The sequence below is a fragment of the Bradyrhizobium sp. genome, assembly GCF_030697065.1.
Taxonomy (GTDB): Bacteria; Pseudomonadota; Alphaproteobacteria; order Rhizobiales; family Xanthobacteraceae; genus Bradyrhizobium.
This window is the reverse complement of sequence record NZ_JAUYQU010000228.1, coordinates 1-17,203: the sequence shown is the minus strand read 5'-3', so window position 1 is coordinate 17,203 and position 17,203 is coordinate 1. Positions and strand designations below refer to the sequence as shown.

The following is a 17,203-nucleotide window of genomic DNA, read 5'->3' as shown; positions in this document are numbered from 1 at the left end:
CCTTTTTGATATCGAGTATCATGACATACCCCATCTCCGAGATCGACGGCCTGCCAGCCTTCGCCGCTTCGAAACTGAAATCGCTTGGCATCCGCACCACCGACGGGCTTCTTGAAGCCGCCCGCACGGTCAAGGGCCGCAAGGCGCTCTCGGAAAAGACGGGCATCAGCGAGCAGCAACTGCTCGAATGGGCCAATGTCTCCGACTATATGCGGATTCCCGGCATGGGCAGGGCCAAGGTCGGGCTGGTGCGCGCCGCCGGCGTCACCACGGTTCGCGAACTCGCGCTGCGCAACCCGGCGCGGCTGGCACAAAACATGAAAGACGTGAATACCAAGCGCAAACTCGTCCGGATCCTGCCTTCGGAAAAGTCGGTCAAGCAACTGATCGAAAAGGCCCGCAAGCTTCAGCCCAAGATCACTTACTGACGGTCACCTTTCGAACCGCTCCGGATCGGGTCCGGCAGCGCGCGCCGCATCTTGACTCCCATGCACGGACCGCGCAAAGCGACCGCATGATCTCGACCGCCGCCAGACCCGCCCCGGCCGCCACCCCGGCAGATCGTCAGGTGCTGTGGGCGCTGCTGTCCCGGGCCTATCCCGCCGTGATGGGAGTGCTGAACGTCACGCCGGACTCGTTTTCCGACGGCGGCCAGTTCCTCGCGCCGGAGCTCGCGCTGGCGCAGGCCCGCCGCATGATCGCCGATGGCGCTGACATCCTCGACATCGGTGCGGAGTCCACCCGGCCCTATGGCGCACAACCCGTCACCGCGGATGAAGAACTGCAGCGCCTGCGGCCAGTGCTGGCCGACGTGGTTTCGCTGGGTGTTCCCGTGTCCATCGACAGCATGAAACCGGCTGTGGTCGCCTGGGCGCTCGACGCCGGTGCATCGCTCGCCAACGACGTCTGGGGCCTGCAGCGCGATCCTGACATGGCGAGGCTCCTGGCGGCACGCCAAACGCCCGTCATCGTCATGCACAACCGCGATCGGGTCGACCCCGACATCGATATCATGAAGGATATGGCAGCCTTCTTCACGCGCTCGCTTGATATCGCCGAAAAGGCCGGTATTTCACGCGACAACCTCATGCTCGACCCCGGCATCGGCTTCGGCAAGACACCGGAGCAGAGCATGACGGCGCTGGCCCGGCTCGATGAACTCGCTGTATTCGGCCTGCCGCTGCTGGTCGGCGCGTCGCGCAAGCGCTTTATCAGTTCGGTAAGCCCCTCGGAACCGCAGCAGCGGCTGGGCGGCTCGATCGCGGCCCATCTGATTGCAGCCCAGGGCGGCGCGAGGATCATCCGGACCCATGATGTGGCGGAAACCGTGCAGGCGCTGCGGGTGGCCGCGGCAATCGGGGACCGACGATGACGGATACCATCTTCATCACCGGCGTCGTCATCCATGCCCGCCATGGCGTGATGGAACATGAGACCGAGGTCGGGCAACGGTTTGTCATCGATCTCGAATTGTCCGCCGACCTGTCGGAATCCTCCCGCACCGATCGGCTGGCCGATACCGTGTCCTACTCCAACGTGGTGGCGACGGCGACCGCGGCCTTCAAGAATGCCAATTACAAACTGCTGGAACGTGCCGCCGGCGCCGTCGCCGAAGCCGTCCTCTCGGCGTTTCCCCGTGTCAGCGCCATCAAGGTCACCGTGCACAAGCCGCATGCCCCGATCGCCGCGATCTTCGAGGATGTCGGCGTGGTCCTGACCCGCACCCGGCAAGCGACCTCGCATGGCTGACGTCCTGATCGCGCTCGGCGGCAATGTCGGGGACGTCCGCGCGACATTCCGGAAGGCGATCAGCAATATCTGCGGCATGACGCAGGCGGCGTTGCTGGCGCGTTCGTCCGATTACGCCACCCCGCCCTGGGGCGACGAGCAGCAGGCGCGCTTCATCAATGCCTGTATCGAGATCGAGACCAGCCTCGATCCGCATGCGCTGCTGTTCACGCTGCACAGAATCGAACACAAGTTCGGCCGCGATCGCGCCAAGGAAATGCGCTGGGGTCCGCGCACCCTCGACCTCGACCTGATCGCCTATGACGACGTCTCGATCCGGAAGCCGGAACTGACGTTGCCGCACCCCCGGTGGTCGGAACGGGCCTTTGTGCTGGTGCCGCTGGCGGAGATCGCTCCCGACCGTGTCATTGCGGGACGCCGCGTTGCGGCGGCGCTGGCGGAACTGTCCAGCGCTGGAATCGAACGGTTGCCCGACCTAAACTGACCCGAAGGGACCAAAAACTACCGTTTGGCTTGGCGGCCGCCACGTGGCAATTTCCGGCCAACAAATAACGGCGTCTGGGAGCGATCTGCGTAGATGACATCTGTAACCGACGACCTGCGGCTGGCCGCGGATTTCGCCCCGGCGACCTATGATGACTGGCGCAAGCTGGTCGATGGCGTGCTGAAGGGCGCGCCGTTCGAGAAGCTGGTCGGCAAGACTTATGATGGCCTGAAGATCGATCCGATCTATCCGCGCGCGCGCGATGCCGTGCCGATTGCAGGAAGGGCTGCGGCGTCTCCATGGCAGATCATGCAGCGGATCGACCATCCCGATGCCGCCATGGCCAATGCGCAGGCGCTGCACGATCTCGAAAACGGCGCCAACGGGCTGACCCTGGTGTTCGCGGGCGCCAATGCTGCCCATGGCTTTGGGCTCGATCCATCCGCGGAAGCGATCGAGAAGGTCCTGGACGGCGTCTTCATCGACGCCGGCATCGGAATCGAGCTTCAGATCGGTCCGCAGTCTCGGATGGCGGCGATTCACATAGCGGAACATGTCAAGCGCAGGGGACTCGATCCCGCCGCCTGTCATATCCGCTTCGGACTCGATCCGATCGGCGCCTGCGCGGTGTGGGGATCCAGTCCCTATGCATGGGCCGAGATCGTGCCCGCGGTCACCGGCGCGATCAAGGGCCTCGCCGCCATGGGATTCAAGGGGCCGTTTGCGGCCGCCGACGGCCGGGTGATCCACGATGCCGGCGGATCGGAAGTGCAGGAACTGGCATTCGTGCTGGCAGCTGGCGTCGCCTATCTGCGCGCGATCGAAAGCGACGGAATTCCGCTCGAAGACGCACAGGGCATGGTCTATGCAAAGCTTGCGGCCGATACCGATCAGTTCCTGACCTTGGCAAAATTCCGTGCGCTGCGGCTGTTGTGGGCGCGGGTCGAACAGGCCATCGGCCTTGCGCCGAAACCGTTGTTCATCGCCGCCGACACCGCGTGGCGGATGCTGACCCAGCGCGACGCTTACGTGAACATGCTGAGGGCGACGATGGCGACGTTTTCCGCGGGCCTCGGCGGCGCCGACAGTATCACCGTGCTGCCGCATACGCTGGCACTGGGCTTGCCCGATGCGTTCGCGCGGCGCGCCGCGCGCAATACCCAGCTGGTGCTGCTGGAGGAATCCAATCTGGCCAAAGTGTCCGACCCCGCCGCAGGCTCCGGAGGCATCGAAACCCTGACGCGGCAGCTTTGCGAAGCGGCATGGTCGCTGTTTCAGGAGATCGAGAAAGCCGGCGGCAGTTTCGCTTCGCTCGAGCAAAGCCTGATCCAGCGCAAGGTCGCTGCGACGCGCAAAGTGCGCGAAGCCAAGATCGCCAGGCGCCAGGAGGTGCTGACCGGTGCAACCGAATTTCCGAACCTGCACGAGGCGCAGGTCGCGGTGCTGGAGGCCAAACCAATTGTGCTCGCGCCCTATGGCGAAGCGAAGATAAAATTCGATCCGCTGCCTCCCATGCGGCTGGCCGCCCCCTTCGAACACCTGCGCGACCGCTCCGACCAGATCCTGAAGAAATCCGGCGTGCGTCCCAAAATTTTCCTCGCCAATCTCGGTACTCCCGCCGACTTCACTGCGCGCGCCGCGTTCGCCAAGAGCTTTTTCGAAACCGGCGGGATCGAAGCGATGGATACCGAGGAATTTTCCGATCCGGCCGCCCTCACCGCAGCCTTCAAGGCCTGCGGCGCTGATCTCGCCTGCGTGTGCTCATCGGACAAAATCTATGCCGCCCAGGCGCTCTCTGCCGCGAAGGCCCTTCAAGATGCCGGTGCAAGGCATATCTATCTGGCAGGCCGGCCGGGAGAACAGGAAGCCGCGCTGCGCGCCGCGGGCGTCAATGATTTCATCTTCGCCGGCGGCGACGCGCTTGCGGCGCTGCAGGACGCCTGGCAGCGAATGGAGCAGGCATGACGACGACTGCAACACCCGTTCTGACCGGCGGCTGCCAGTGCGGCGCGGTTCGCTTTGCGCTATCGGCGCCGCCCGCCAAGATCAGCATCTGCCATTGCCGGATGTGCCAGAAGGCGTCCGGCGCGCCGTTCGCGTCATTCGCCGATATCGAACACGCCGATTTCGTCTGGACCAAGGGCAAGCCGGCCACATTTCGCTCCTCCTCGATCGCGGAGCGCGATTTCTGCCGGGATTGCGGCACCCCGCTGAGTTACCGTCTCATCGGCGGTCCCCGGATCGAGATCATGACGGGCACCTTCGATCGCCCGGACCGGGTGGTGCCCACGCGGCAGTATGGAACCGAATCCCGCCTCGGCTGGGTGGTGAGTGTCGCCAACCTGCCGAGCCAGACCACGCTGCAGAACTACGGGGCGGAAAAGCTGGGCAGCATCGCCAGCCACCAGCATCCTGACCATGATTGAGAGTAGCGACCCCCGAAGTCGCCCGTGCTATAGTGGAAGCCTATGAGCCGCATACCGAACTTTGCGAATATCGCGTTTGAAAACTCCGCCCGGGCCGAGGCCGCCGGCACCGCCGAGCCGTGGCTGACGCCCGAAGGCATCATGGTCAAGCCGGCCTACAGCGAAGCCGACCTCGAAGGCATCGATTTTCTCGAGACCTGGCCCGGCATCGCGCCCTATCTGCGCGGCCCCTACCCCACGATGTACGTCAACCAGCCCTGGACTATCCGGCAATATGCCGGCTTCTCCACCGCGGAGGATTCCAACGCGTTTTACCGCCGCAATCTCGCCGCCGGGCAAAAGGGCCTCTCGGTCGCTTTCGACCTGGCCACTCACCGCGGCTACGACTCGGATCATCCGCGCGTGTCGGGCGACGTCGGCATGGCCGGCGTGGCGATCGACTCGATCTACGACATGCGCACGCTGTTCTCCGGCATTCCGCTCGACCAGATGAGCGTGTCGATGACCATGAACGGCGCGGTGCTGCCGATCCTGGCACTGTTCGTGGCGGCTGCCGAGGAACAGGGCGTGCCGCCGGAGAAACTGTCGGGAACGATTCAGAACGACATTCTGAAAGAGTTCATGGTGCGCAACACCTACATCTATCCGCCGGCGCCCTCGATGCGGATCATCTCCGACATCTTTGCGTACACCTCGCAGAAGATGCCGAAGTACAATTCGATTTCGATTTCCGGCTATCACATGCAGGAAGCCGGCGCGACGCAGGACCTCGAACTCGCCTACACGCTGGCTGACGGCGTCGAGTATCTGCGCGCCGGTCTCGCCGCCGGACTCGATGTCGACCGTTTCGCACCCAGGCTGTCGTTCTTCTGGGCCATCGGCATGAATTTTTTCATGGAGGTGGCAAAAATGCGCGCGGCGCGGCTCTTGTGGGCCAAGCTGCTGACGCAATTCAACCCGAAAGACCCACGCTCGCTGTCGCTGCGCACGCATTGCCAGACCTCGGGCTGGTCGCTGACCGCGCAGGACGTCTACAACAACGTGATGCGCACCACGATCGAGGCGATGGCGGCGACGCAGGGTCACACCCAGTCGCTGCACACCAACGCGCTCGACGAGGCGCTGGCACTGCCGACCGATTTCTCCGCACGTATCGCCCGTAACACGCAATTGTTCCTGCAGCAGGAAAGCGGCACCAACCGCATCATCGACCCCTGGGGCGGCTCGCATTATGTCGAGCGGCTGACTCGCGATCTCGCGGCAAAAGCCTGGGGCCATATCCAGGAAGTCGAAGAACTCGGCGGCATGGCCAAGGCGATCGAGGCCGGCGTGCCGAAATTGCGGATCGAGGAAGCCTCTGCCAAAACCCAGGCGCGGATCGACGCCGGCCGGCAGGCGGTGATCGGCGTCAACAAGTTCAAGCCGGTGAATGAGGCGCCGATCGACGTCCTGAAGGTGGAGAATTCCACCGTGCGTCGCCTGCAGATCGACAAGCTGGCGCGGCTGCGGTCCGAGCGCAGCCAGAAGGACGTCGACGCGGCGCTGGCGGCGCTGACCCGCAGCGCCGGTGAAGGCAACGGCAATCTGCTGGCGCTGGCGATCGATGCCGCGCGCGCCAAAGCCACTGTCGGCGAGATCTCCGATGCGATGGAGAAAGTGTTCGGGCGGCACCGCGCCGAAATCAAATCCATCACCGGCGTCTACAAGCGGGAGGCGTCTACCATGTCCAACCGGGTCGAAAAAGTGCAGGCGCTGATCGACGCCTTCGAGGACGCCGAGGGCCGCCGTCCGCGCATCCTGGTCGCAAAGATCGGCCAGGACGGCCACGACCGCGGCCAGAAGGTCATCGCCTCGGCATTTGCCGATGTCGGCTTCGACGTCGATATCGGGCCGCTGTTCGCCACCGCCGAAGAGGCGGCACGGCAGGCGGTCGAGAACGACGTGCATATTCTGGGACTGTCGTCGCTGGCGGCGGCCCATCTCACCGCGGTGCCGGAACTGAAGGCCGCGCTGAAGAAGCAGGGCCGCGACGACATCATGATCATCATCGGCGGCGTGGTGCCGCCGCAGGATTATGACGCACTGTACAAGGCCGGCGCCGAGGCGATCTTCCCGCCAGGCACCGTAATCGCGGATGCCGCGGAAGAGCTGATCCACAAGCTCAATGCGCGACTGGGGCACAGCGAGGCGGCGGAATAGGTTCCCCGCCCGCCATGTCCACTTTCAAAGGATCACCCCTGCGCCACGCATGGACGTATGCCCGCAGGCTAGGCCTCGCGATCGCATGCCTCGCTTCGCTCACCGCTGCCTTCGCCGCCGACCCCAGGCCCGACGCCTCGATCAAGAACAAGGCTGTCGAGGCCAGCATCTTCCTCGGCGACCGGATCAAGGCCGATGCTGCGCTGGCGGCGGATTGTCTGGCCGAGGGCAAGAAGTGGATCGACAGGAATGCCGCCGACGCCGCAGCCTCGCGCAGGCAGGATCCGGCGCTGTTTCGCGATGGCGGCTGGACGTTCGAGCGCAAATACGAAGTCCGCTCCGTGGTCGATGGCCGCTATGTCAGCATCGTCAGGACCGACTACATCAATACGGGCGGCGCGCACCCCAATTCGGATGTCGACACCATCCTGTGGGACGCCACCGCGAACAAGCGCATCAGCATCAGGCCGTTCTTCATCGAGACCGCCGATAACGGCCCGGCGATGAAGGCGATGCTCAAGGGCGTGATCGAATCGCTGAACGCCGAAAAGAAGCAGCGCGATGCCGGCGATACCGCAACCGCCGAGTGGTACAAAGGTCTGGAACCAAAACTGCTCAAGATCGGCGCGGTAACGCTCGCGCCGTCGACCATCTCAGGCAAGAGTTCCGGCCTGACCTTTCACTATCCGCCCTATGCGGTCGGCCCCTATGCGGAAGGCGGGTATGTCGCTTTCGTGCCGTGGGCGACCCTGACGCCCTATTTGACTGCCGCGGGCACCGCGATTTTCGGTGGTTCACGGCCCAAGGGCGACGACGACGGTCAGCGTTGATCGGCCGCATGCCCGAAAAAGCGATCCCCGATCGCGAAGCGTTGACGCCTTGCGACCGCAGCGCAAAGCTGCCTAGAATGGCATATTCATAAGAGCACCGGGATTCACTGGCGCCACGGGAGGAATGCATGCCCAAGATTACCCGCCGCGACTTCGCGGCCCTCGCGGCTGCTGCCGCCACCGGTCAAGCCCTCGGTCTGAAGCCATCCTTCGCGCAGGAAGCCTATCCGACCCGGCCGATCCAGATGATCTGTCCATGGGGCGCAGGCGGCGGCACCGACGCCACCGCGCGTATCGTCGGCGTGTTGCTGGAAAAGGAACTCGGCCAGCCGGTGAATGTGGTCAACCGCGTCGGCGGCTCGGGCGTGGTCGGCCACTCGGCGATCGCAACGGCCGCGCCGGACGGCTATACTCTGGGCATCATCACCGTCGAGATCGCGATGATGCATTGGGCCGGCCTCACCCAACTCACGTCGAAGGATTTCACTCCGCTGGCGCTGATGAATGAGGATCCCCCGGGCATTCAGGTCAAGGCGGACTCCCCCTACAAGACGGTGAAGGACCTCGCCGACGCCATCAAATCGTCAGCGCCCGGCAAGTTCAAGGCGTCCGGCACCGGCCAAGGCGGCATCTGGCATCTCGCCCTGGTCGGCTGGCTGCAAGCCATGGGCCTACCGCCGAACCAGGTGGCATGGGTGCCCTCCAACGGCGCTGCGCCGGCCATGCAGGATCTCGCCGCCGGCGGCATAGACTTCACCACCTGCTCGATCCCCGAAGCGCGCGCGATGATCGATGCCGGCAAGGCGCGCAGCCTTGCGATCATGGCCCCGGCGCGCGCGAAGACGTTTCCCGACGTCCCGACGCTCAAGGAGGCCATGGGCATCGACTACAAGACCGGCGCCTGGCGCGGTTTCGCAGGACCCAAGGGGCTGCCGCAACCGATCGCGGCCAAACTGACGGCCTCGCTGAAGAAGATCTACGACTCCAAGGAGTATAATGACTTCATGTCATCGCGCGGTTTCGGCGTGGTGTGGAACGACGCGGCCGGCTATGCCGCCTTCATGGACAATGCCGACAAGCAAATGGGCGACGCCATGAAGGCCGCCGGCATCGCCAAGACCTGACAACCCGGCAGGTCTGAGCCTCATCGCCGCGCTGTTGGCAGCGCGGCGTTCCCTCATCACAGGAGTAGCTATTGCGCGCCAATGACGCCATCGCCGGGCTTGTGCTGATCGTACTCTCCGCCGTGATGATCGCCTTGACGGCGAGCTTTCCCGAATTTCCCGGCCAGAAATATGGCCCGTCGCTGTTTCCGCGAATCCTCGGCGCCGGACTGATCGTCTGCGGCGCCGTGCTGATGTGGAACGGCCTCGCATCGCGACGCGCAGGCGCGCCTTGGGTCGAGATTGCGCCCTGGGCGCGGCAACCGCGCAGTCTCACCTCGTTCCTGCTCGTGATCGCGCTGTTGCTGCTGTACATCTTCGTTGCGGAAACCGTCGGATTCATTCCGATGGCGCTGCTGTTTCTCGGCACGCTGTTTCTCTGGCTCGGCGTGCGGCCGTGGATCGCCGCCGTTACCGCGTTCGCCGGCACGCTGCTCATCTACTGGTTCTTCGCTTCGCTACTGCGGGTGCCGCTGCCGCGCGGCTGGCTGAACTCGATTCTCTGAGGCCGACATGGATGCCTTCCTCGCTGCCGTCCGCCTCGTTTTTGATCCCTATGTGCTTTGGGTCATCACGGCTTCGGCCGCGTTCGGCATGTTCGTGGGTGCGATGCCGGGGCTGACGGCGACGATGGCGACCGCGCTGCTGGTGCCAGTGACGTTCTTTATGGAGCCGGTTCCGGCGCTGGGCGCCATCGTCGCCGCCACCGCGATGGCAATTTTCGCCGGCGATATTCCCGCGGCGCTGCTGCGAATCCCCGGTACGCCGGCATCGGCCGCCTACACCGACGAAAGTTATGCGATGTCGAAGAAAGGTCAGCTCGACCTCAATCTCGGCGTCAATCTGGTGTTTTCGGTGATGGGCGGCCTCATCGGAGTCGCTATCCTGATCCTGTGCGCACCGGCGCTGGCGGAAGTCGCGATCAATTTTTCCTCATTCGAATATTTCTGGCTGGCGCTGCTTGGCCTGACCTGCGCGGTTTTCATGACCACCGATATGCCGCTCAAGGGCGTCACATCCCTGCTGCTCGGCCTCGCCATCAACTGTATCGGCATCGATCCCGCCGCCGGCTATCCGCGTTTTACCTTCGGCGGCGTCGAACTGCTGCAGGGCATCAGCTTCATTCCCGCGATGATCGGCATGTTTGCCTTGTCGGAGTTATTGCGCGGCATGGTCAGCATCGACGCGCGAGGGGCCATGATCGCCCAGCAGATCGGCAACATTTTCACCGGCGTGTTCGACGTATTCAAGCGCTACTGGTTCAATTTCCTTCGGGGATCGACGATCGGCGTGCTGATCGGAGCGCTGCCCGGCGCCGGCGCCGACATCGCCGCGTGGATTTCGTTCGCGGTCTCGAAACGATTCTCCAAGCAGCCCGAAAAGTTCGGCACCGGCCACGTCGAGGGCATCGTCGATGCCACTTCGGCCAACAATTCGGCGGTAGGCGCCGCCTGGATTCCGGCGCTGGTGTTCGGCATTCCCGGCGATTCCATCACCGCCATCGTGATCGGCGTCCTCTACATGAAGGGAATGAACCCCGGGCCAACCGTGTTCCTGCAAAACCCGCAGTTCATCTATGCGGTATTCATTATTTTCATCCTTGCCAACCTCCTGATGCTGCCGCTGGGTTGGGCAGCGATCAAGGGCGGCAAGCAGCTGCTGCGGGTGCCGCGCAATATCCTGCTGCCCGTCATTCTGATCTTCTGCGTGGTCGGCTCCTACGCCATGACCAACTCGGCCTATGGCATCATCATCATGCTTGTCATGGGGCTGATCGGCTGGCTGATGGAGCAGCACGGCTTTCCGATCGCTCCGGCGATTCTCGGTTTGGTGCTCGGCGAAATGCTGGAGCAGAACTTCATGACCTCGATGATCAAGGCCGACGGCGCGTTCATCATGTTCTTCGAGCGGCCGATAGCGGCCGCACTCGGGGTGACTACCCTGCTGATCTGGAGCGCGATGTTGTGGCGCTCCGTCAAGGGCAAGCCGACAAGCCTCAGCGGCGTGGCTCCCGTGCCGTGATTCCTACAGCCACTTGGCTGGAAAACGCCAAGCCCCTCGCCTGCCGGGTCCGGCCGTTGTAAACGAAGGCATGACCCTTCCGAAATCCGCCTCCATCGACATCAAGGCATTGGCCAAGGACCTTCGCGCCGGCAACCGCGCGGTGCTGGCGCGCGCGATCACGCTGATCGAAAGCCGGCGTGGCGACCATCAGGCCGTGGCCCGCGAACTCGTGCAGGCGCTGCTGCCGGATACCGGCAAGGCGATCCGGGTCGGCATCACCGGCTCGCCCGGGGTCGGCAAATCCACCACCATCGACGTGCTCGGCATGTACCTGATCGAGCGCGGCCACAAGGTCGCGGTGCTGGCGGTCGACCCCTCCTCGGCCCGCACCGGCGGCTCGATCCTCGGCGACAAGACGCGGATGGCGCTCTTGTCCGCCTCCGACCATGGTTTTATCCGTCCCTCGCCGGCCGCCGGCACGCTGGGTGGCGTCGCGGCGAAAACCCGCGAGGCGATGCTGCTGTGCGAGGCCGCAGGATTCGACGTCGTACTGGTGGAGACCGTCGGCATCGGCCAGTCCGAGACCGCGGTCTACGACATGACGGATTTCTTCCTGGCGCTGATGCTGCCGGGCGCCGGCGACGAGTTGCAGGGCATCAAGAAGGGTCTGGTCGAGCTTGCGGACATGATCGCGGTCAACAAGGCCGACGGCGACAACATCAAGCGCGCCAACCTGGCGGCGGCCGAGTATCGCGGCGCGCTGCATATCCTCGCTCCACGTTCGCAACACTGGCAGCCGCCGGTCGAGACCTATTCGGCGCTGACGGGGACCGGCATCGACGTGCTGTGGCAGAAGATTCTCGATCACCGCACCGCGATGAATGCGTCAGGCGAATTCGCCGAGCGGCGGCGGCAGCAGCAGGTGAAATGGATGTGGTCGATGCTGGAGCAGCGGATGATGGCGCGGCTGCGCGCCGATCCCGCGATCCGCGGCAAAGTGAAGAAGATCGAAGCCGAGGTAGCCGACGGCCGCATTGCGCCGGCCGTCGCTGCCGAGCAGATCGCGGAAATGCTCAAATAACGGGAGCATGCCGGTTCGGGATTTACCTGACCCGCGATGCACTATCGGCACCCGGACACAACAAAAAGCCTCCTGCGGAGGCCTCAACAAAAAACACGAAAACAACCCCATGCAATGACAAGGTTACGGTAATTTAATACCGATAACGGCATCGCATCGGGGCATACTCAAGGCCGGTCCGCCGGCATCAATAACGCGACGGCATCGACGACCTGACCGGCATCGGCAAGCAAAATGTACTCGCCGCGATGCAGTGTCGTTCCGCTCGCGACGACAACGGCCCGCTTGGGGCAGATGCCAAAACAAGCGGTCATCACGAGGCGCGGGCGCCGGCCCGGCTGCGCATCGCGCAGGCTCTTCACCGCTGACTTCAGCGCTCGCTTGATTCTGGAGCCGCCCGTAACGCGCTTGAGGCATTTCCTGCAAACCAGGACGGGCTCGCGCCGGGAACATACGGTTACGGTGGATGCGGTTTTGACCATCCCCGATATATAGGTACGATTGCGAAAATTTGGCCGGCGTGACGGCAGAGGAACAATTTGGACACCAAACTCCGCATCCTCATCACCGGCTTCGGCCCGTTTCCCGGCGCGCCCTGCAATCCGACCCAGCCGCTGGTGGCGCGGCTGGTGCAGCTGCGCCGTCCCGCGCTCGCCGATGTCGGGTTGCACGGCCACATTTTTCCGGTGACCTACAGAGCGGTCGACAGCGAACTGCCTGACATTTTGAAAGCGTACCGGCCGCAGGCGCTGCTGATGTTCGGCCTCGCCGCCCGCACGCCTTACGTCCGGATCGAAACCCGCGCCCGCAACGCCGTCACAACGCTGTGGCCCGACGCCGATCACACGCGCGTGCGCAAGGGATCGATCGCGGGCGGCGCCGACGCCATGACCTTCGGCCCGCACACCGCCAGACTGCTGCGCGCCGCCGTCGGCACCGGGATCGATGCACGCCCCTCGCGCGATGCCGGCAGCTACCTCTGCAATTACCTGAGCTGGCGCGCGATCGAGGCGACCTGCGGCGAAAGCGGCCCCCGCCTCGCCGCGTTCGTCCACATACCGCCGCTGGCGCGCGATGGCGCACGGCTGCGCAAGGGCTCGATGCACCGCGTCACGCTGGAAGAACTGGTCGACGCTGGCGAGGCGATGTTGATGGAGATGGTGAAGCTGGCGCGACGGGCCACGCTCGCCAACGATTAACCCTACCTCCAACATTCGCCTTCTTCGTCGCCGCCGTCACCATGCCCCGCCGTGTTTTTGCGTTACTCCTGAGCTTGCGGACGTTCGTCCGCCGGAGACGCGATCATGGACGTCAATCGCCGCCATCTCATCGGAGTATCCGCCGCCGGCATTGCCGGCGCGCTGGCGATCTCGCCGGGTTCCGCACGCGCGGCGCCGACGACCTCGGCGCTGGGACGCGATGCCACCCAGTATGGCGTACGGCCCGGCAGCCCCGACGACCAGACCAGGACTTTGCAGCGCGCGATCGACGAGGCCGCTCGGGCGCAGGTCCCGCTGGCGCTGCCGCCGGGGGTCTATCGCACCGGCATGCTGCGCCTGCAAAACGGCACCCAGCTGGTCGGCGTGCGCGGCGCCACCAGACTGGTCTTCAGCGGCGGCGCATCCATGCTGCAAGGCGAAGGCGGCAGCAGCATCGGCCTCAGTAACATCACGCTCGACGGCGGCGGCATTCCGCTGCCGACGCGGCGCGGCCTGGTGCATTGCCTCGACGGGCGCGACATCCGCATCACGGACTGCGAAATCACCCGCAGCGGCGGCAACGGCATCTGGTTCGAAAACTGTTCCGGCGAGGTCAGCGGCAACATCATCTCGAGGATCGCCGTCACCGGATTCACGTCATTCGACGCGCGCGGCCTGATGGTTGCGCGCAACACCATCCTGGACACCAACGACAACGGTATCGAAATCCTCCGCCACGCGATCGGCGACGACGGCACCCTAGTGCTCGACAACCGCATCGAGGACATCAAGGCCGGCCCCGGCGGCTCCGGGCAATATGGCAACGCCATCAACGCGTTTCGCGCCGGCAACGTCATCGTGCGGGGCAATCGTATCAGCAACTGCGACTATTCCGCGGTGCGCGGCAATTCTGCCTCCAACATCCAGATCACGGGCAACAGCGTCTCCGGCGTGCGCGAGGTGGCGCTGTATTCCGAATTCGCGTTCGAGGGCGCGGTGATCGCCAACAACACCGTCGACGGCGCGGCGCTGGGCGTTTCGGTCTGCAATTTCAACGAGGGCGGGCGTATCGCGGTGGTGCAGGGCAATATCATCCGCAACCTGCTGCCGAAGCGCCCGATCGGCACCGCGCCGGACGACGATGCCGGCATCGGCATTTATGTCGAGGCCGACACATCCGTGACCGGCAACGTGATCGAGAATGCGCCGTCGTTCGGGATCATCGCCGGCTGGGGCAAGTATCTGCGCGACGTCGTGATATCGGGCAATGTGATCCGCAATGCCTTCGTCGGCGTCGGCGTGTCGGTGACGCCGGGCGCCGGCACCGCGCTGGTCAACAACAACATGATCTCGGAAACGCCGCGCGGCGCCGTGGTCGGGCTCGACCACGCGCGGCCGGTCACGCCGGATCTAAGCGCCGAAGGCGCGCAGCGTTTTGCCCAGATTGTGGTGGGCACCAACGCGGTGCGGAGATAGCGATCACACGATCGCCCTCTTGCGCCGCCGCACCAGCAGGGCGAATACAACCGCGAGCGCCGACGCCACCGTGTACATCGTGAACGCATTGAGATAGCCGATCATCACCGACTGCCGCATGATCTCCCGCGCGACCCGGGCGAGGCCCGGCACAGTGTCGAAGTTCCACGCCCCCGTCACTTCCGGCATGTTGATTGCCCGGTTGTAGGGCGTGATCATCTCGGTCATGCGGCTGTAATTGGAGCCGGTCGTACGCACGATCTCGGCGATCGACAGCGAGATGAAGAAGCTCGATCCGATGTTGCGCAGCAGGTGGAAGATCGAGGAAGCCTCGGCGTAGTCCTTGGCTTCCAGGGTGTCGAACGCCACCACCGTGATCGGCACCCAGACGACGCCAACGGCAAAGCCCTGGATGGCGCTGTTGACGACCAGTATCTCCATGGTCACGTTGAGATCGAATGTGAGCATCCAGAGTCCCGCCGCGGTTTGCAGGCCAAAGCCGAACGCCATGCTGATGCGCGGGTCGATCCGGCTCATCAAGCCCGCGGCCAGAAAACCCAGCAGCATTCCCAGGCCGCGGCATCCGATCACCTGCCCGACCAGCGCGTCCGAGAATCCGACATGCTGCTGCAGCAGTGGCGGCAGCAACACCATCGGCGTGAAATTGAGCATGCCGTAGATCGTCACCAGCGCGAGCCCGATTGCGTAGTTGCGGTCGGTGAGCAGCCTCAGGTTCAGGAACGGCGCGCGGGCGCCGAGGCTGTGTACGATGAACACGTAGAATGCGATCGCTGCGATCAGGCACTCGATCACGATCTCCGTCGAGTTGAACCAGTCCAGCCGCACGCCGCGCGCGAGCACGAGTTGAATCGCGGCAAGCGCTATGGCGAGCGCAAGAAAGCCGGTCCAGTCGAAGCGAACCTTTTCCAGTTGCACGGAAGACTGCAAGGTCAGGTGCATGCCGATGGTGGCGCAGATGCCGATCGGCACCAGCATGTAGAACGACCAGCGCCAGCTGTAGATCTCGGCGAGATAGCCGCCGAAAACCGGACCGAAAACCGGCGCGACCGCAACCGCCATCCCGAAGATCGACATCACCATCGTGTGCTGATGGCGAGGAAACGTGGCGAACAGGATCGACTGCGACAACGGCACGACCGGCGCACCCGCACCGCCCTGAATGATGCGCCACAGCACCAGCATTTCGAGCGATTGCGCCATCCCGCACAGCAGCGTTGCGACCGTGAAGACGGCAATCGAGTACACCACCACGCGTTTGGTGCCGAAGCGGGACACCAGCCAGCCGGTCATCGGCGTCACCACCGCGGTGGCGAGGATGTTGAACGTCATCGCCCAGGCGATCTCGTCCTGGGTTGCCGACATCGCACCCTGCATCTGCGGCAGCACGGTCGATGTCGTGAGCAGCGCGGTGCCATAGAGCGAGGACCCCAGCACCACGGTGGCCAGGGTCCAGTATCGCTGCGCCGCGGTCAATGCCGGAGCCTGGGTATCTGCGCTTGCGGTACTTTCGGTCATCTCGTTGCGCTGCAAAATGAGCCAGATAATAACCTAGCTTACCAATTAAATAACCTAGCTTACTAATTCGCCGGCGGCTACAATTGAAGCATGCCGAATACCGACGAATACATTGGCGTGGTGATATCCGACGTCGCCCGGCTGTTGCGGACGGAGTTCGATCGCCGCGTACGCCGGCTCGGGATCACCAGGGCGCAATGGCTGGTGCTGACCCGTCTGCACCGGCATCCGGGCGCCTCGCTTTCCGAGCTTGCCGAGATGATGGAGGTGGAGAAGGCGACCGCGGGCCGCATGATCGACCGGCTGGTGGCCAATGGCTGGGTGGCGCGCCGGACCCAGCGTGAAGACCGCCGCGTCAAGCGCGTATATCTCACGCCGGAAGCCGAGCGGGTGCACAAGCGCATCTGGCGCGTCGCCGAAGCAACGGTAGAAGACGCCCTCACCGATCTCTCGGTGCCGGAAAGCAGGCAACTCATGTTGTTGTTGCAGCGCATCAAGAAGACGCTGGTTTCGGCCGTGGATGGCGGTCCGCCCGGGAAAGCCGTGGTTGCCAGCCGCAAACCTGTTTCGCGCAGCGCGCGCGGCCTCAATGGGAAGGCCGCGCCATGAGCAAGCGACTGCGGCCATGGGCGCTAATCGGCGTGCCGGTGCTCGTCCTGCTCGGAGCGCTGATGTTGTGGCTGCAGGGCGGCCGTTACGCATCAACCGAGAATGCGTTCGTCAAGGCGGACATTACCCAGATTGCAGGCGAAGTGCCCGGCCGGATTATCGACGTGCGCATTCGTGACCACGCGGTCGTCAAGGCGGGCGACGTGCTGTTTCGTCTCGATCCCGCCCCCTACCGGCTGGCGCTCGCCAAGGCTGAAGCCGAGACCGATTCCGCGCGTGCTGCCGTTGAGCAGCTCAAGGTGAGCCTGCGTGAGACCCGGGCCGAGGCAACCGAGGCCGAGAACAAATTGGCCTATCTTCAGAGCCAAGCCAAACGTCATCGCGATCTGTCCGGACGCGGCGTCACTTCGGCCACCAGGGTCGAACAGGCCGACAGCGAAGAACAGG

At 64.3% G+C, this 17,203-nt stretch carries 18 protein-coding genes; 16 read left to right on the top strand and 2 right to left on the bottom strand.

Annotated features, from left to right (window positions below; translation table 11 throughout):
- Nucleotides 1–20 precede the first annotated feature (20 nt).
- The 12 genes from Q8R73_RS17820 (at nucleotide 21) to meaB (ending at nucleotide 11,936) form a co-directional block, all read left to right on the top strand.
- Nucleotides 21–428: a DUF4332 domain-containing protein gene (locus tag Q8R73_RS17820; RefSeq protein WP_305720869.1), complete on the top strand. Its 408-nt coding sequence runs from the start codon at nucleotides 21–23 to the stop codon at nucleotides 426–428.
- Between the two features lie 86 nt (nucleotides 429–514).
- Nucleotides 515–1,372: a dihydropteroate synthase gene (gene folP / locus Q8R73_RS17815; protein ID WP_305720868.1), complete on the top strand. Its 858-nt coding sequence runs from the start codon at nucleotides 515–517 to the stop codon at nucleotides 1,370–1,372.
- Nucleotides 1,369–1,749, top strand: coding sequence for a dihydroneopterin aldolase (folB, locus tag Q8R73_RS17810; protein WP_305720867.1), 381 nt, complete (start codon nucleotides 1,369–1,371; stop codon nucleotides 1,747–1,749). The genes folP and folB overlap by 4 nt, the downstream gene beginning before the upstream one ends.
- Complete coding sequence (folK, locus tag Q8R73_RS17805) at nucleotides 1,742–2,233, top strand: 2-amino-4-hydroxy-6-hydroxymethyldihydropteridine diphosphokinase (protein WP_305720866.1); 492 nt, start codon at nucleotides 1,742–1,744, stop codon at nucleotides 2,231–2,233. The genes folB and folK overlap by 8 nt, the downstream gene beginning before the upstream one ends.
- Before the next feature lie 93 nt (nucleotides 2,234–2,326).
- Nucleotides 2,327–4,198, top strand: coding sequence for a methylmalonyl-CoA mutase family protein (locus tag Q8R73_RS17800; protein WP_305720865.1), 1,872 nt, complete (start codon nucleotides 2,327–2,329; stop codon nucleotides 4,196–4,198).
- On the top strand, nucleotides 4,195–4,659 hold the full coding sequence (locus Q8R73_RS17795) for a GFA family protein (RefSeq protein WP_305720864.1): 465 nt from the start codon (nucleotides 4,195–4,197) through the stop codon (nucleotides 4,657–4,659). The genes Q8R73_RS17800 and Q8R73_RS17795 overlap by 4 nt, the downstream gene beginning before the upstream one ends.
- 42 nt (nucleotides 4,660–4,701) lie before the next feature.
- Nucleotides 4,702–6,858 (top strand): methylmalonyl-CoA mutase, encoded by a 2,157-nt coding sequence (gene scpA / locus Q8R73_RS17790; protein WP_305720863.1) that lies wholly within the window; start codon nucleotides 4,702–4,704, stop codon nucleotides 6,856–6,858.
- A gap of 14 nt (nucleotides 6,859–6,872) precedes the next feature.
- The gene (locus Q8R73_RS17785) at nucleotides 6,873–7,688 is read left to right on the top strand and encodes a DUF3298 and DUF4163 domain-containing protein (RefSeq protein WP_305720862.1); all 816 of its coding nucleotides are present in this window, start codon (nucleotides 6,873–6,875) and stop codon (nucleotides 7,686–7,688) included.
- Between the two features lie 128 nt (nucleotides 7,689–7,816).
- Entirely contained in the window at nucleotides 7,817–8,812 is a 996-nt protein-coding gene (locus Q8R73_RS17780) for a tripartite tricarboxylate transporter substrate binding protein (protein WP_305720861.1), read from the top strand.
- A gap of 71 nt (nucleotides 8,813–8,883) precedes the next feature.
- On the top strand, nucleotides 8,884–9,357 hold the full coding sequence (locus Q8R73_RS17775) for a tripartite tricarboxylate transporter TctB family protein (protein ID WP_305720860.1): 474 nt from the start codon (nucleotides 8,884–8,886) through the stop codon (nucleotides 9,355–9,357).
- A 7-nt stretch (nucleotides 9,358–9,364) separates the two neighbouring features.
- Nucleotides 9,365–10,873 (top strand): tripartite tricarboxylate transporter permease, encoded by a 1,509-nt coding sequence (locus Q8R73_RS17770; RefSeq protein WP_305720859.1) that lies wholly within the window; start codon nucleotides 9,365–9,367, stop codon nucleotides 10,871–10,873.
- Nucleotides 10,874–10,943: 70 nt separating this feature from the next.
- Nucleotides 10,944–11,936 (top strand): methylmalonyl Co-A mutase-associated GTPase MeaB, encoded by a 993-nt coding sequence (gene meaB, locus Q8R73_RS17765; RefSeq protein WP_305720858.1) that lies wholly within the window; start codon nucleotides 10,944–10,946, stop codon nucleotides 11,934–11,936.
- A 167-nt stretch (nucleotides 11,937–12,103) separates the two neighbouring features.
- Here the strand turns inward: meaB and Q8R73_RS26075 are convergent, their stop codons facing one another.
- The gene (locus tag Q8R73_RS26075; RefSeq protein WP_371126123.1) at nucleotides 12,104–12,298 is read right to left on the bottom strand and encodes a hypothetical protein; all 195 of its coding nucleotides are present in this window, start codon (nucleotides 12,296–12,298) and stop codon (nucleotides 12,104–12,106) included.
- A 177-nt stretch (nucleotides 12,299–12,475) separates the two neighbouring features.
- Between Q8R73_RS26075 and Q8R73_RS17755 the strand changes: the two genes are divergently transcribed.
- Together Q8R73_RS17755 and Q8R73_RS17750 are read left to right on the top strand one after the other, a co-directional pair.
- Complete coding sequence (locus Q8R73_RS17755; RefSeq protein WP_305720856.1) at nucleotides 12,476–13,135, top strand: pyroglutamyl-peptidase I; 660 nt, start codon at nucleotides 12,476–12,478, stop codon at nucleotides 13,133–13,135.
- Nucleotides 13,136–13,240: 105 nt separating this feature from the next.
- Nucleotides 13,241–14,611 carry a TIGR03808 family TAT-translocated repetitive protein gene (locus Q8R73_RS17750; protein ID WP_305720855.1) on the top strand — a complete coding sequence of 457 codons (1,371 nt, stop codon included), beginning with the start codon at nucleotides 13,241–13,243 and terminating at the stop codon, nucleotides 14,609–14,611.
- A gap of 3 nt (nucleotides 14,612–14,614) precedes the next feature.
- Here the strand turns inward: Q8R73_RS17750 and Q8R73_RS17745 are convergent, their stop codons facing one another.
- Nucleotides 14,615–16,147 (bottom strand): DHA2 family efflux MFS transporter permease subunit, encoded by a 1,533-nt coding sequence (locus Q8R73_RS17745; RefSeq protein ID WP_305720854.1) that lies wholly within the window; start codon nucleotides 16,145–16,147, stop codon nucleotides 14,615–14,617.
- A gap of 90 nt (nucleotides 16,148–16,237) precedes the next feature.
- Between Q8R73_RS17745 and Q8R73_RS17740 the strand changes: the two genes are divergently transcribed.
- Both Q8R73_RS17740 and Q8R73_RS17735 read left to right on the top strand, forming a co-directional pair.
- The gene (locus Q8R73_RS17740; protein ID WP_305720853.1) at nucleotides 16,238–16,756 is read left to right on the top strand and encodes a MarR family winged helix-turn-helix transcriptional regulator; all 519 of its coding nucleotides are present in this window, start codon (nucleotides 16,238–16,240) and stop codon (nucleotides 16,754–16,756) included.
- A 32-nt stretch (nucleotides 16,757–16,788) separates the two neighbouring features.
- Nucleotides 16,789–17,203, top strand: a 415-nt coding sequence (locus Q8R73_RS17735) for an HlyD family secretion protein (RefSeq protein ID WP_305720852.1), incomplete at its 3' end; no start/stop codon positions are given.